Source organism: Pseudokordiimonas caeni (genome assembly GCF_026719705.1).
In the GTDB taxonomy this organism is placed as follows: domain Bacteria; phylum Pseudomonadota; class Alphaproteobacteria; order Sphingomonadales; family Kordiimonadaceae; genus Gimibacter; species Gimibacter caeni.
Genome location: NZ_JAPPRR010000001.1, coordinates 1,588,186 through 1,602,556, shown reverse-complemented (window position 1 = coordinate 1,602,556; position 14,371 = coordinate 1,588,186). Strand labels below are relative to the sequence as shown.

Genomic DNA, 14,371 nt, shown 5'->3' with positions numbered 1-14,371 from the left:
TGCGGAAGGCATGAAATATCGGGAAAAACATCCACTCTCGGCCGCTTTGTTGGTGGTCTGCGGCTCGCTGGTGCTGGCGGCGTGCGAGGGCGAACCGCCTGCAAAGCCCCTGACGCCTGAGGAAAGCGCTGCCCTCGCGCCCACGGACCCCCGCATTGCCGGCCTCTACCAGCAGTCCTGCAAATCCTGTCACACGGTGCTGGATACCGGTGCGCCGCTGACCGGGGATCGCACACTTTGGGATGCGCGCTGGGCAAAGGGCGAGAAGGCACTTCTGGAAAGCACCATCGGCGGGATCAACGGCATGCCGGCGGGCGGCCAGTGTTTCGCCTGTTCACCAGAGGATTATCAGGCGCTGATCCGTTTCATGGCAGGGAGGGACTGATGGGAAAGTTGACACGGCGGGCTTTTCTCGTCGGAAGCGGTGTTGCCGGTGTCGGGCTTGCCGCCGCCGGTGGTGTCGCCGGAAGAAATTACATGCGTGACCGCGAGCCGGCACTGCCGCCCTTGCAGGATGCGGACGGCCGCCTCCTGTGGCGCAACTGGTCGGGGATCGAGCATGCCTATCCGGGCCAGCGCGCCGCGCCGCGAGGCGAAGATGAGCTGCTTGCGGTTCTGAGGGATGCGCCGGGCCCGATCCGGCCGGTCGGATCGGGGCACAGCTTTACCGCACTTGTGCCAACGGATGGCACGCTCCTGACGCTCGACGGCATGTCGGGGCTTGTCGACCATGATCCGGCGACCAGCCGCGCCACTGTGCTCGGAGGAACGCGCCTCGCCGACCTCGGGCCCGCCCTCGCGGCTGTCGGGCAGGAAATGGTCAACCTGCCGGATATCAACAAGCAATCGATCGCCGGGGCCATCGCGACGGGCACCCACGGCACGGGGCGCGGTATTCAGGCGGTGCATGGCTCCGTGATTGCCATGCGCATCGCCACCCCGACAGGGGAACTGATCGAATGCGACCACGAAACCAACGCGGACATTTTCCATGCTGCGCGGGTGGGGCTCGGCGCTTTCGGGGTCGTGACAGCGGTGACACTGCAGAACCAACCGCTCACGCGCGTACTCAAACGGGTTGAGCTGCGCCCGACCGAAGAAGTGTTCGAGGACTGGCCGACGCTGCGGACCCGCCATCGCAACGTTGAATTCTATGTCCTGCCCTTCACGGACCGTTCGGTCGTCATTACCCATGATGTTACCGACCTGCCGGTAAGGCCGCGCGGGCCCGACACGGATGTCGAGGCCCTGATGGGGCTGAAGCAGCTGCGCGACTGGTTCGAGTTCGCGCCGTGGCTGCGACGGCGGCTGGCCGCATCGGAGCTTGCCAAGTTGCCGGCGGAAGAAACGGTCGATGAGGGGTGGAAACTGCTGTCGAACGAGCGGCCGGTACGGTTCAATGAAATCGAATATCACTTGCCGATCGAGGCCCATATCCCGGCTATCCGGGAGATACTCGCGGCCATTGAAAAATACCGGAAGGATGTCTTTTTCCCGATGGAGCTGCGTGTGATCGCGGCAGACGATGCCTGGCTGTCGCCCTTCCATGGCCGTGAGTGCGGGTCAATCGCGGTTCACGCCTACTATAAGGAAGATCACGACTTCTTCTTCAGCATCGTCGAGCCGATCTTCCGCCGCTATGAAGGGCGGCCGCATTGGGGCAAGCTGCACAGCCTGAAGGCGCGCGACTTTGCGGGGCTCTATCCGCGCTGGAAGGACGCCGGCGAAGTGCGCCGCATGCTCGATCCGGATGGCCGCATGCTCAATGATTATCTGACGGGGGTATTCCTTGATGGCTGACAATAAAAAAGGGCAATTGTGGACACGCAGGGCGGCCATGTTTGGTGCCGGCGCGGCCATTCTTGGCGGTGCGGCACTGCTGGCGTCCCGCAAGGAAGATCGTGGCGGTGCGCATGACAGCTATTTTGTCGCCCTTTCGGACGCCCTCCGAAAAGCCGGCATCGCGCATCCGGTTCTGGTGATCGACAAGAAGCGACTGGATCACAATATCGCCGCCGCCCGTGCGACGGTGGACGCCGCTGGGCTGCCGCTTCGTGTCGTTGTGAAATCCTTGCCCGCCATGGGACTGATCGACCATGTGGCGGCAGGCATGGGGACCAGTCGTTTCATGGTCTTTAACGGCGCGATGCTGGAGATCATGGCCGCGCGAGAAGGGGCGGATCTCCTGCTTGGCAAACCGCTGCCAGCCGCCGAGTTTGCCGCGTTTATCGACAAGGTGGGGGCCGAGACAGCGGGTCGTATTCAGTGGCTGATCGATACGCAGTCCCGGCTTGGCCAGTATGCTGAAATTGCAGCAGGGCGGGGGATGAACCTGCGGGCTAACCTCGAACTGGACATTGGCCTGCATCGGGGCGGTTTCAAAAGCGCGGGCGAGATAGCCGAAGTGGCGGACAAGGCCCGCGCTTATCCCCATGTCGCAATAACGGGGCTGATGGGATATGACCCGCACGTGCCCAAAATGGGCGATATGGAAGACGCCTACGGCAAATCGCAGGCGATCTACCGCGATGCCATTGAGGTGCTGAAGGGCAAGCTCGGGGTCGATCCGACGTCCCTCACGCTCAATGGTGCGGGCAGCCCCACCTATCTTCGCCACACAAAGGGAACCGTGGCGAACGAGGTTTCAGTCGGGTCTGCATTTGTGAAACCGGCCGATTTCGATCTGTCCCTGCTTGATCATCATGTGCCCGCAAGCTTCATTGCAACGCCGGTTATCAAGGCGGGCCCGATGCAGCTGCCGGGACATGAGTGGCTGACCCGTCCCCTGAGCTTCATGGATCCCAACGCGGAGAGGGCCTTTTTCATTTATGGCGGGCACTGGCTGGCAACGCCGGTATCGCCGCCGGGTCTGCAGTACAGCAGCCTCTTTGGCCGGTCCAGCAATCAGGAAATGCTCACAGGGTCGACGAATGTCGCGCTCGCGCCAGATGATTATGTCTTCTTCCGTCCGAACCAGAGCGAGGCTGTTTTCCTGCAATTCGGCGATATCGTCCTCTTTGATGGCGAGAGGATCGAGGGTGCCTGGGAGACTTTCCCTGTATCTGCCTGAGGAGGCCCTGTTGCGATTTGCGTCAGAGCCGGTTCAAAAAGCAGCGACAGCCGGCAGGCAGCCGGTTTGCGGGCGGGCGAGCAGATAGCCCTGAATCAGGCGCACGCCCATGTTGCGGAGCGTTTCAAGCTCGGCGCGCGTTTCAACGCCTTCGGCAATCACCTCGATATCCATCCGGCTCGCGGTCAGGAGAACGCCGGCGACAATGGCGGCTTTCGAGGGGTGGCTGTCGATATCGCGGATCAGTTCCATATCGAGCTTGAGGACATGCGGGTGGAAAGTGGCAAGCAGGTTCAGGCCTGAATAGCCGGCGCCGAAATCGTCAATCGCCGTCGTGAAGTCGTGGCGGCGATACTCGTCGAAAATATTCTTGAGGTGTCGCGTGTCCTGAACCTTTTCGCCTTCGGTCACCTCGAACATGATGCGGTCGAGCGGAAAGTTCAGGCCGGAGGCGATCTCCAGTGTCGCCCGGATACAGGTCTCGGGGCGGTAAACGGCGTTCGGCAGGAAGTTGATGCTGACCTTGCAGTCGGGCATGTCGAGGATGCCATGGTTGTAGGCCAGCTCGATTGCTTTCACGCGGCATGCCTGATCGAAGCGGTAGCGGTTGGCGTCCGTCACTTGCGACAGGATGTGCCCCGCGCCTTCGCCGTTCACGCCGCGAACCAGGGCTTCGTAGGCGTAGGCACGGTCCTGTTCGATATCCCAGATGGGCTGAAAGGCCATGGTGAAGTCGAAGCCGAGGCTTTCGGGGTCACGGCAGGCGCTGCAGCGAAGCGGGTGGAAGGGGTCGTCGAACTGGGTCTTCACATCAATATCCTGAACTTGCCTTCGTAAATGGGGCGCCGTGACGGGTGCCTTGATCCAGCTCTATACCAATGCGGCAATAACAATTTGTAAACTCGCACCGGGTTGCGGGCCGAAATTGATCCAACTTGCCACTTGGCTGCGTACCAAGGAACATTCATCTTTCAGGGACGTTTTGGTCATGATGTTTGAAGCCCTATTGCTTCTTGGCACCTCCCTTGTTCCCGCCAGTTCAGTCGGCGAGGTTGCGGACCAGCCACAGTGTGTGGCGGCGGCCAGCCCCGCGGACGAGCTTGTCTCCCCGGCGGCCTATGATGTTTATCGGAACGGCAAGAAGATCGGTGAACATACCATTCAGTTGGAGCAGGAAGGCGGGCGGCTTGTGGCCGATATCCGCACCAGGATGCGGGTGAAGCTGCTGTTTGTCACCGTTTTCCGGTATGACTACACCTCCCGCGAAGTCTGGTGTGGTGACAGGCTGCGGCAGATTTCAACGCACGTTGATGACAATGGCACCGATCGCAAGGTCGAGCTGACTGCGGATGAAATCGCCGAGCTTGAAGCGGCCCATGGCAAGTTCGCCACCACCAATCACTGGAACCCGGCCGCGATGCAGGCTTCGGCGCTTTTCAACACAATCACCGGCAAGGTCAACAAGGTATCCATTCAACCCGTTGACGGCGAACAGCCGGATGCCAATACCTATGCGGTCACGGGTGATCTGAATATCCGCTCGTCCTATGACGACGACGGCAACTGGCTCGGCATGCGATTCCGGCACAAGGACGGCAGCGAGATCGAGTTCCGCCGCACGGACGGTGCGCCAGATGGGGATTCGTCAGCCACGCAGGCTGGTCAGCCATGACCGCGAAGCCGTACACAGTATGGATCACCGGGGCAGGAACCGGCATCGGCCGTGCCCTCGCGCTCCTCTATGCGGCGGAAGGCTGCCGCGTTGTGATCACCGGCCGCAGGCGCGAGGCGCTTGACGAAGTCGTCGCGGCCGGAAGTAGCCTGCCCGGCGAAATCCGGCCCTTGCCGGGCGACGTGACGGATGAGCCGGGCATGCGGGCAATGGCCGACACGCTTAGGGTGGCGGGTATGGTTCCGGATGTCGCCATTCTCAACGCGGGCAATCACATCCCCACATGGGGGAAGAATTTCAGGGTCAGCGATTACCGAGCCCTTATGGAGGTTAACTATTTCGGCGTGGTGCATGGCCTGGCGGCACTTCTGCCCCTCATGAGGGCGCGGGGCAGCGGCCAGATTGTTATTGTGGCGTCGCTCGCTGGCTATCGTGGCTTGCCGGGGGCTGCGGCCTATGGTGCTTCGAAAGCTGCGCTCATCAATATGGCGGAAGCCCTGAGGCCGGAACTGGCGCGGGAAGGGCTTGACCTTCGGCTTGTCAATCCCGGCTTTGTGGCAACGCCACTGACTGACCGCAACGAATTCGAGATGCCGTTCCTGATTGATGCGGACACTGCTGCGCTTTCGATCCATAAAGGGTTGCGGGGCAAGCGATTTGAAATCACTACGCCCCGCCGGTTTGCCTTCCTGATGAAAATCCTGCGGCTGCTGCCGGCCGGTTTGTTCTTCAGCCTTACTCGCCGCCTTCTCCCTTAGGAGCCGGTGGCGGCGAGCGGTGCCGGGCGGGCTTCCGCATCCTCGTTGGCCACGCGACGGAACGACAGGAAGACGGTTCCGATCTTGAAGCCCCAGCGTGTCACTGTCGCTTTGTTGAGAAGCGTGCCATCGGGTTGCAGGAACATCCAGTCATCAAAGCTGACTTTCCAGATATCGTCGCCGACCTTGAGGTTGAAATCATATTGCCAGTTGAAGGCATTGCCGGAGGTTTCGCCTTCGGCACGGCCGATCACCTGCTCGGTGATGCCGCTGTAGCGATTTTCGCCGTCCTTCACGATTTCCCAGCGACGGAATTCGCTGGTGCCGTCGGAATAGGCGAAATCCTCGTTCAGGATCAGGGTGCGACCATCCCATGTGCCGTCGATGGTGACGACGAACTGGTTGCGCACGTTGCCGAAGCGGTCTTCGAAAAGGCCGGTCGCCACCGTGCGACCGGTGAAATAGTCTTCGAGTTTAAGTTCAGGTGTCATGCTGGCAAAATCGGTGGGTTTCATGTTGGTTCCACAGGCACTCAGCAGGGTTAGCAGAAAGAGCGAAGCGAGGATTTTCACTGCATGCATCTGCCGGTTGCTCCTTTGTTGAAGTGTATGCATTCAATACGCGGGGCGGGGCCCGGCGGATCAGTGCGGCGAGATATTCTGGCTGGCGGCCAGAAAGGGTAGCGCCATGAACTTCAGCGTGGCGGGGATGAGGGCATAGAGGATTGCGACGGCGAAAGGCAGGCTGGCGGGGTCAATGAACCGGCTGGCAGCCGCCATGCCACCAAAGGCGATGGCGATGCCGACAGCGAGTGCGATCTTCGATGTCATGCTCCACAAGGCAAAGAGGAAGCCTGTCCTGTCTTTCGTTCTACTGTCGCCGTCGCGGGCGATGTCAGCGAGGATCGATGAGGGCAATACCATCTCGGCACCAAGTGCGGCACCCGTGAGCCCGCAGACGATGGCAAATGCCAGGATTCCGCCTTCGCCGATGAAGGGGACGAGCAGGAAAACAAGGCAGGTGAGGGCGGCGCCGACCGTCAGGACCCTTTGCTTGCCCCACCGCCGTGCCGCAACGAGCCAGGCTGGCACGAAAAGGATGGCGGCAACAAAGTAGAGGACGATCAGCCAGTCCCGTGTGCCGGTATCGGCGCCGAGAACGTCGCTCACGAATATGGGGAAAAGGACTGCTGGCATGGCGTTGGCGGCAGCAAGCAGCAGCCAGCCTGTGGAAAGGTTGCGAAAAGGCTTGTGTCGCAACGCGGACAGAAGTCCGGTAAGGGCGACAGGCAGCTCGTCTTTTTCGGCTTCCGTCCGGCGCGGTTCTGGCACGATGAGGCAGAAAAGTACGAAGCAGACAATGGCGCCGGGCAGCAAAAGACCGGGCAAACGCGGGATGATCGAGGCTTCGCCCCCGACAATCAGGGGCAGGGCAAGGGCGACCAGCATGCCGACGAGGGAAAGCGCCTCTCGCGCGCCGGCAAGGCGCGAGCGATCATGCACGGAGCAGGCAAGGTCGGCCCCCATGGCCAGATAAGGCACAGTCGCGAAGGTCCAGCCGATGTATAGGATCGCCGACCAGAGGAACAGGTCGAACGGCAGCATGCCACCGCCGCTGCTGGCGAGCATCGTCAGCGCGATGCCGGCCACCGCAACCCCGGCAATCATCCATCCCTTGCGCCGGTAGCCGAGAAGCGGCACCCGGTCACTTACGATACCGGCGACGGGATCGCTGAGGATATCGATAATGCGTGCAGCAAAAAGTGCGACACCGACTGCCAGATAGCCGAGCCCGAGGTCGTTCGCGAACCATGCAGGCAGATATACTGCGAACGGAATGGTCGGCACCGCAAGGAGCAGCGCCGGCAAGCCATAGGCAAGTGTGAGGCTTGCCGGGCTTTTGTCAGGCGAAGACATATTGGCGGACGTCAATCAGGCCCTGCCGGAAGCCCGCTTCGCAATAGGCAAGATAGAAGCGCCACATGCGCAGGAAGCGTATATCGTAGCCAAGGCCCATCACATCTGCCCGTGCCGCCAGGAAGCGCCGGTGCCAGTCGGCCAAGGTTTCTGCATAACCGAGGCCGAAGGCAAGGTGACTGTCGACAGCGAGGCCAGCGGCCGTCGCCTGTTTGCGAACAATGCTGTCAGAAGGCAACATCCCGCCTGGGAAGATATATTTCTGGATGAAATCGGTGCTGGCGCGGTAGCCCTCGAAGCGCTCGTCATCAATGGTGATCACTTGCACGCCGGCCTTGCCACCGGGCTTCAGCCTTGCTTTCAACTGGTTGAAATAGGTGGGCCACCATTCTTCGCCAACGGCTTCCAGCATCTCGATCGAGACGATGGCATCGAAGCTGCCGCCCACATCGCGGTAGTCCTGCAGGCGCAGTTCGACCAGATGATCAAGCCCCGCAGCCTTCATGCGGGCTGTGGCGTAGACAAGCTGTTCCTGCGAAAGCGTGATCCCGGTAACTCGGCAGCCGAGGGTGCCTGCCGCATATTCCGCAAACCCGCCCCAGCCGCAGCCGATTTCCAGCACATGGTCGCCGTGTTTCAGGCCAACGGCTTCGGCAAGCCGCGCATATTTGCACGTCTGTGCCGCTTCAAGCGTCAGGCCCGGCCGGTCATAAAGGGCAGCCGAATAGGTGAAGGTGCGGTCCAGCCAAAGGCGGTAGAAATCGTTGCCGAGGTCATAGTGGAATGCAATGTTGCGGCGGCTGCCTTCTCGCGAATTGCGATTGAGGAAATGCCGGAGACGGTCGAGCTGGAGGGTTAGGCGCCCGACAAAGCTGTTGCGTTCCACACGGTCCATGTTGGCGGCCAGCATGGTGAGGAGGGCACCGAGGTCCGGGCTGTCCCAGTCACCGGCCATATATCCTTCGCCAAGGCCAATCGCCCCCGAGCGCAGCATACGCGACAGGGCCCGCCAATTGTGAAGCACAATTGCACCGTGAAGGTGCGGTGCCCCCGACGCGGGATTGCCGAACCGCTCAAATCCGCCGCCCGGAAACGTGATGTCCAGCGTGCCGATGGCAAGGTGCTCCATTCGCTTGCGCAGCAGCGGCATGAAGGGCAGTGAAGATGAAGGGCGGACGTTTGCGTCTTCCCTGAAAGCGCCTGATCCGTCCATCAGATACCTCCGTCCTTGGTGACAAGATGATAGGATACCGGCTCGGGCGCCTTGCCCGGCCATGTGAACACGGGAATCCGCTTGAGCCACAGTTTGAGGGCCTCGAAGTGGATGGCGGCAACGACCCCGACGCTGGCAAGCGGCATGCGCACGAGTTGCTTCAGGAGTGCGCCGGTCGCGAGGGGGCGCCTGACGGCCTTGACGCCTGCGTCGAAGCGGCGCTCACCGCTCGGGCCGAAATAGCGGATCAGAAGGCTCAGGATCTTTTCACCGGGGCGCTGGCGGAACTCGTACCGGCCATCAAGGGGAAAGAAGGGCGAAACATGGAAGCGCTTGTTGCAGCCGTGCACGGCGGGCTCGCTGGTGTCGTCCGCTATGCGGAAGACATAGGAATGTTTTTCACCAAAGGTGTTGCTGACCTCATAAACGATCGCGCCAAGCTGGCCGTCTGCGCCGTAGGCATAGAAGACACTGAGCGGGTTGAAGGCGAAACCCAGGCACCGCGGCATCGCCAGCAGCAGAATGCGTTCTGCCTGCCAGCCATCGAACCGGTCGGCAAGAAGGCGGGCGATCCTGCCGCGCAACTGCCCGTCGCCTGCACCGCCATGGTCCTTTTCATGGAAGCTGACCAGATTGAAGCGGTTGACCGAGAAAACGGGTGACATCTTCCCGAGAACATCCAGTTGGTCGAGGTCCATCAGCAGATAGAAGCTCGGATAGCGGAAGGCATGTACCTTCGGCAGATGGCGGCGGTGCCAGACGGTTGCGACAAGAAGCTCGGCAGCGGCGTCGATCATACGGGCTCCGGGATCTGGCGAAGGACAGGGTTGCTCGGCGTGATGATATCGGGCAAGCCGATGCGGGCATTCTGTCCGGGCTTCACCCATGGCCGCAGGCGCGGGCCGATCATTTCGGCGATTGCAAGACCTGCCTGAATGCCGTCTTCATGGAAGCCGTCGCCAAGATAGGCACCGGCGAACCAGAGGCCATCCGTTCCCTGAAGCGGCCAGAGCTGTTGCCGCGCGGCGAGCGCCGCCTTGTCGAACACCGGGTGGGCATAGGTGTAGCGCCCGTGGATTTTGGCTTCGTCAATCGGGCGGTCGGGGTTCAGGGTTACAAGAACTGGCGTATCGGTGCCCAGTTGCTGCAGGGCGTTCATCCAGTAGGTCACGCAGGGCGGGGCCGATGCCGCATCCGTGTGCGCAAGGAAATTCCATGCCGACCATGCAGCCCGGCGTTTTGGCATGAGGCTTGTGTCCCCGTGCAGGATGACTTCGTTTTCGGCATAGCGCATGGCAGCGAGCGGCGTTGCAGCAGCGCTGTTGAACCCGGCGGCAAGTGCGCGGGCCTCATCGCTGTGGCAGGCAAGGATGATGTCATCGAACAGGTCGGACGTCCCGTCTGTGCAGCTGACACGGATCTTTCCGGCCTCGCGGGAAAGGGCAGTCACGCCATTCGAAAGTGTTATTCTGCCACGGAAGTCCGCCGTCAGGCGCTCCACATATTCGCGGCTGCCGCCTTTGACGCTGCGCCAGCCGGGCCGGTCGGTCAGTTGGACGAGGCCGTGGTTGCGGAAAAAGCGCAGGAACGGGGCTGCAGGCATTTCAAGCGCGGAACGGCAGTCGGATGACCAAATGGCGCCGGCCATGGGGGCAAGGTGATCGTCGATGAAAGCGCCCTTGTAGCCTGCTTCCGCAAGCAGTTCGCCAAGGGTGCAGGCACTTTCCTCGGCGCGTTCCGTCAGGGCCGGTGCGTTCCGGTAAAAGCGCAGGATACCCGCGACCATTGACCAGAAGCGTGGCCGCAGCAGGTTGATCGGCTGGGCAAGAAGGCCGAACCCGTCCCCGCCCGAATATTCGAACGATCCGTCGTCCACCGATGCCGCAAAGGACATAGTGGTCGGGTGGGTCGGTACCTCAAGCTGATCAAAGAGGGCCGTGAGGTTCGGATAATTGACGGGGTTGTAGACGATGAAGCCGGTGTCTACCGCAACGGGGCGGCCATCCACCACGATATCCACCGTATGGCTGTGGCCGCCGATATAATCGTTCTTCTCGAAGACGGTGACATCATGGTCGCGGTGCAAGAGCCACGCGGCGGAAAGGCCTGAAATGCCGGTGCCGACGATGGCGATCCTGCGCTGACTGGGGCTCGGCACTATGGTCATCCTTCCGGGACAAGGGGTTGCCAGATATTGCCCTTCTTTACGGCGGAGGATGTGAGCCGGATCACCGGCACACAAAAAGGTCGGGGCGACAGGATGCCGCCCCGACAGTGCGGACACATCAGTTGAAGCTGAAGCGGATACCGACGAACAGATTGTGCGATTTGTTGTCGACCGAAAGCTCGCCGGGCAGAAGGTCGAGCGCGATCTTGGCCGAACCGCCATCGAAGTAGCGATAATCGGTGTAAAGCTCGGTATTTTCGCTGAGGCGGTAGCTCAGGCCACCGATCAGCTGCCATGCCAGGCTGCCGTCCTTGTCATCCGCGATGGCAACGCCGGACGGGTTGAAGCGCACCTTGGTGCTGGCATAGCCGATACCGGCACCGACATAGGGCGTGACAGCCGAACCCGTGTCGATGTCGTAATAGCCGTTCGCCATGAAGGACCAGCTTGTGGATTTGCCGCGGCCATCCGCGACGATCGCGCCGACGCTGGCGCCGAGATTGCCGGAGCCGGTGATCAGCACGCCGGCGTCTTCGCTGTCGATCACGCCGCCACCAACGGCAACGCTATCGTGGCTCGAGACCTTGTTGCGGCGCCATGCGAATTCGAGTTCGCCCCGGAAGCCGCTGCCATAGCCGTAGCCGATGGCACTGCGGAGCGCGTAGCCGCTTTTGAAATCGGTGTTCCAGCCGAGTTCGGTACCGGCAGGCAGGCTTGTTCCGGCCGGGATGCTGGTGCCGGCACCGGTTGTGAAGGCGCTTGTCAGTTCACCGCTGTTCGAGGAATCGGACCGGCTGGTCCAGCCACCGCCAAGGTCGACATAAAGGCCGTCGGTTGCGGCGGCGGGCAGAGTGGTGAGGAAAAGTGCGCTGGTTGCGCCGAAAATCAGAACCGAGAGAGGGGATTGCTTGCGATCGCAGGTCATGATGGGTCTCCCTGATGCTGTTGCGATGCAAGCAGTTACGGGAGCGGGCCGGGGCTGGATTGAAAGCGATTCTTCACGATGCCGTGAGGCGGAGGTGAGTCATGGCAGCACCCTTGACCGATATCAAGGGTTGATCCGGGAGGATGGGTCATGATGTTCCCGTCAATCCAAGGGAGCATTCATTCATGACCGATACACGCGCTGGGGTCGCCTTGGCCCGGCGGTTCTTGACCCCATTGCCACTTTTTCCCCTGAACCGGTTTCTCGATCTTTTCACGCGCCATGTGGGGCGCCGTCATCCGGCTGTCATCCGCCGCCTCGAACCCGTTGCCGGGAAGCGGTTCCTTGTCAGTGCTACCGACCTTGGCCTTGCCTTTCTCATGGAAGTCGCGGCCCGGTCCATCCGCGTGACGGCTGTTCGCCAAGAACATACGGCGACTGATGTTCGGGTGAAGGGCGATTTCATGTCGCTTCTTCGTCTGGTGGAGGGGCAGCTTGACGGCGACGCGCTATTCTTTTCGCGCGATATCAGTGTGGAGGGTGATACCGAGGCGCTCCTGACGCTCAGGAATGCGCTCGATAGCGAGGATATCGACCTGCGCGCGGAGATCGTCTCCCTGTTCGGCCTCTTCGCCCGTCCCATAGACCGGTTGGCGAGCGAGGCAGGCAGTGCGTGGACGCGAATGCGCGTATCCGGGTATGTGCCTGCCGGAAAGGCCGGCCGATGAAAAAACTGGAACTCGTTTGCCCGGCCGGTACACCGGCTGCCCTCCGCGCGGCGGTCGACGCGGGAGCGGATGCCGTTTACATGGGCTTTCGCGACGAGACCAATGCGCGCAACTTCCCCGGTCTCAATTTTTCGCGCGAGGAACTGGCCGAAGGGCTGGACTATGCGCATGCACGCGGCGCGATGGTCTTCCTTGCGGTCAATACCTATGCCCGTGCAGGCGACGATGCGGCGTGGCGGGCGGCCATCCGGTCGGCAAGCGAGCTGAAGGTGGACGCCCTGATCCTCGCCGACGTTGGCCTCCTTGATCATGCACGCGAAACCTGTCCGGGCCTCAGGCTGCATCTTTCGGTGCAGGCTTCGGCCTCGAACGCGGAGGCAATCAATTTCCATGCCCGACGGTTCGGCGTGCAGCGCGTGGTGTTGCCGCGCGTGCTGACGGTGGCCGACATCGCCCGGCTGAACAAAGAGATCGATATCGAAACCGAGGTCTTCGCCTTCGGAGGCATGTGCCCGATGGCAGAGGGGCGCTGCACGCTTTCCTCCTATGTCACCGGCAAATCGCCCAACCGCAACGGGGTCTGCTCGCCGGCCAGCCATGTCGACTATGTCGATGAAGGGGCGAGCCTAGCAAGTCGGCTTGGCGGTTTCACGATCAACCGTTTCGGGGCGGGCGAGCAGGCAGGTTATCCGACGCTCTGCAAGGGTCGTTTCAGCGCGGGCAGCGAAGCGGGCTATCTGTTCGAGGAGCCGACGAGCCTCGATACCTCGGCAATCCTGCCGGAGCTGATGGCAGCGGGCGTGACGGCGCTCAAGATCGAGGGTCGCCAGCGCAGCAAGGCCTATGTGAAGCAGGTTGTCTCCGAATTCCGGCGCGCCATCGATGCAGCGGCTGAGGGCAACCGCGTGGCGCTTGATATGAAAGGCCTGTCCGAAGGGCAGCAGAATACGACAGGAGCATATGCAAAGAAATGGATGTAACGAAACCGGACCTTTCCCTGGGGGCCCTGCTGTTCAACTGGCCGGCAGCCGAGGTGCGGGATTTTTATTTCCGCATCGCTGATGAAGCCGATGTCGATGTGGTCTATTTCGGCGAGGCGGTCTGCGCCAAACGTCGCCCGTTCATTGCGCCGTATTTTGAGGAGATCATCACGCGCCTGCAGGCGGGCGGAAAGCGGGTGATCCTGTCGAGCCTTCAGCTTGTCATGGACCGTAAGGACATGGCAGCGGTGGCCGATATGGTGGCAATGGCTGATGATTTTCTGGTCGAGGCTAACGATATGGCTGCCTGCAGCCTGCTTGGCGGCCGTACCTTTGCCATTGGCCCTTCGGTGAATGTCTATAACGAGGCAACGCTTCGTTTCTTCGAGAAGGAAGGGGCCGTGCGCGTCAGCCTGAATGCCGAACTGCCCGAGGCGAGCCTCCGGGCGTTGGCGGCAGCGGCGACGGCGCATCTGGAGGTGCAGGTGTTCGGGCGCATTCCGCTTGCCATCTCGGCACGGTGTTTCCATGCCCGCGCACACCGGCTGGCGAAAAGCGGTTGCCAGTATGTGTGCGAACAGGACAGGGACGGGCTCACGGTTGACACCCTTGACGGCCAGCCCTTTCTGGCCATCAACGGCCTGCAGACACTGTCGCATCGCTACCTGAACCTGCTCGGGGAAATGCCGAAACTACAGGAAATCGGGATCCGCGGCTTCCGGCTGTCGCCTCACACGGCGGACATGGTGCAGGTGGCCGATCTTTACCGCGGCCGTTTGGATGGACGGATCGGTGGCCAGGAAGCGAATGCCCGGCTCGCCGCGCTGGTGCCAGCAGCGGCCTTTGCCAACGGTTTCTTCCATGACGTGGCGGGGCTTGCTGAAATTTCAGCCTGACGGCTTGGCCGGATAAAAAGGCGGCCGCCCGGATACCGGACGACCG

The 14,371-nt window shown here is 61.6% G+C and carries 15 protein-coding genes; 8 read left to right on the top strand and 7 right to left on the bottom strand.

Annotation, left to right across the window (positions count from 1 at the left end; translation table 11 throughout):
• Window positions 1–10 precede the first annotated feature (10 nt).
• The 3 genes from OU694_RS07295 to OU694_RS07285 are packed head-to-tail and all read left to right on the top strand — an operon-like array spanning window position 11 to window position 3,070.
• The gene (locus OU694_RS07295) at window positions 11–385 is read left to right on the top strand and encodes a c-type cytochrome (RefSeq protein ID WP_308910318.1); all 375 of its coding nucleotides are present in this window, start codon (window positions 11–13) and stop codon (window positions 383–385) included.
• Entirely contained in the window at window positions 385–1,800 is a 1,416-nt protein-coding gene (locus tag OU694_RS07290; protein ID WP_308910317.1) for a D-arabinono-1,4-lactone oxidase, read from the top strand. The genes OU694_RS07295 and OU694_RS07290 overlap by 1 nt, the downstream gene beginning before the upstream one ends.
• Entirely contained in the window at window positions 1,793–3,070 is a 1,278-nt protein-coding gene (locus tag OU694_RS07285; protein ID WP_308910316.1) for an alanine racemase, read from the top strand. The genes OU694_RS07290 and OU694_RS07285 overlap by 8 nt, the downstream gene beginning before the upstream one ends.
• Window positions 3,071–3,103: 33 nt before the next feature.
• Here OU694_RS07285 and OU694_RS07280 read toward each other — a convergent pair whose 3' ends face one another.
• A complete protein-coding gene (locus OU694_RS07280) occupies window positions 3,104–3,880 on the bottom strand; it encodes an EAL domain-containing protein (RefSeq protein ID WP_308910315.1) in 777 nt (258 codons plus the stop codon).
• A 178-nt stretch (window positions 3,881–4,058) separates the two neighbouring features.
• On the opposite strand from OU694_RS07280, the gene OU694_RS07275 reads away from it, so the two are divergent.
• Both OU694_RS07275 and OU694_RS07270 read left to right on the top strand, forming a co-directional pair.
• Window positions 4,059–4,742: a DUF6134 family protein gene (locus OU694_RS07275; RefSeq protein WP_308910314.1), complete on the top strand. Its 684-nt coding sequence runs from the start codon at window positions 4,059–4,061 to the stop codon at window positions 4,740–4,742.
• Entirely contained in the window at window positions 4,739–5,500 is a 762-nt protein-coding gene (locus OU694_RS07270) for an SDR family NAD(P)-dependent oxidoreductase (RefSeq protein WP_308910313.1), read from the top strand. Before OU694_RS07275 ends, OU694_RS07270 begins: the two co-directional genes overlap by 4 nt.
• On the opposite strand, the gene OU694_RS07265 is transcribed toward OU694_RS07270, so the two are convergent.
• From OU694_RS07265 to OU694_RS07240, 6 genes are all read right to left on the bottom strand, one after another.
• A complete protein-coding gene (locus tag OU694_RS07265; protein ID WP_308910312.1) occupies window positions 5,497–6,081 on the bottom strand; it encodes a DUF3833 domain-containing protein in 585 nt (194 codons plus the stop codon). The two genes, OU694_RS07270 and OU694_RS07265, sit on opposite strands and share 4 nt — an antisense overlap.
• A gap of 60 nt (window positions 6,082–6,141) precedes the next feature.
• On the bottom strand, window positions 6,142–7,416 hold the full coding sequence (locus OU694_RS07260) for an MFS transporter (RefSeq protein ID WP_308910311.1): 1,275 nt from the start codon (window positions 7,414–7,416) through the stop codon (window positions 6,142–6,144).
• Window positions 7,403–8,629: a class I SAM-dependent methyltransferase gene (locus OU694_RS07255; protein WP_308910310.1), complete on the bottom strand. Its 1,227-nt coding sequence runs from the start codon at window positions 8,627–8,629 to the stop codon at window positions 7,403–7,405. The genes OU694_RS07260 and OU694_RS07255 overlap by 14 nt, the downstream gene beginning before the upstream one ends.
• Entirely contained in the window at window positions 8,629–9,426 is a 798-nt protein-coding gene (locus tag OU694_RS07250) for a DUF1365 domain-containing protein (RefSeq protein WP_308910309.1), read from the bottom strand. Before OU694_RS07250 ends, OU694_RS07255 begins: the two co-directional genes overlap by 1 nt.
• On the bottom strand, window positions 9,423–10,796 hold the full coding sequence (locus tag OU694_RS07245) for an NAD(P)/FAD-dependent oxidoreductase (RefSeq protein ID WP_373460221.1): 1,374 nt from the start codon (window positions 10,794–10,796) through the stop codon (window positions 9,423–9,425). The genes OU694_RS07250 and OU694_RS07245 overlap by 4 nt, the downstream gene beginning before the upstream one ends.
• Before the next feature lie 118 nt (window positions 10,797–10,914).
• Window positions 10,915–11,721, bottom strand: coding sequence for an outer membrane protein (locus OU694_RS07240; protein WP_308910307.1), 807 nt, complete (start codon window positions 11,719–11,721; stop codon window positions 10,915–10,917).
• Between the two features lie 185 nt (window positions 11,722–11,906).
• Here OU694_RS07240 and ubiT point away from each other — a divergent pair, with 185 nt between their 5' ends.
• From ubiT to ubiV, 3 genes are read left to right on the top strand one after another with little or no spacing between them, the layout of a single operon-like run.
• Window positions 11,907–12,449 carry a ubiquinone anaerobic biosynthesis accessory factor UbiT gene (gene ubiT / locus OU694_RS07235; RefSeq protein WP_308910306.1) on the top strand — a complete coding sequence of 181 codons (543 nt, stop codon included), beginning with the start codon at window positions 11,907–11,909 and terminating at the stop codon, window positions 12,447–12,449.
• Complete coding sequence (gene ubiU, locus OU694_RS07230; RefSeq protein ID WP_308910305.1) at window positions 12,446–13,429, top strand: ubiquinone anaerobic biosynthesis protein UbiU; 984 nt, start codon at window positions 12,446–12,448, stop codon at window positions 13,427–13,429. Before ubiT ends, ubiU begins: the two co-directional genes overlap by 4 nt.
• On the top strand, window positions 13,420–14,325 hold the full coding sequence (ubiV, locus tag OU694_RS07225; protein ID WP_308910304.1) for a ubiquinone anaerobic biosynthesis protein UbiV: 906 nt from the start codon (window positions 13,420–13,422) through the stop codon (window positions 14,323–14,325). Before ubiU ends, ubiV begins: the two co-directional genes overlap by 10 nt.
• Window positions 14,326–14,371: the final 46 nt, after the last annotated feature.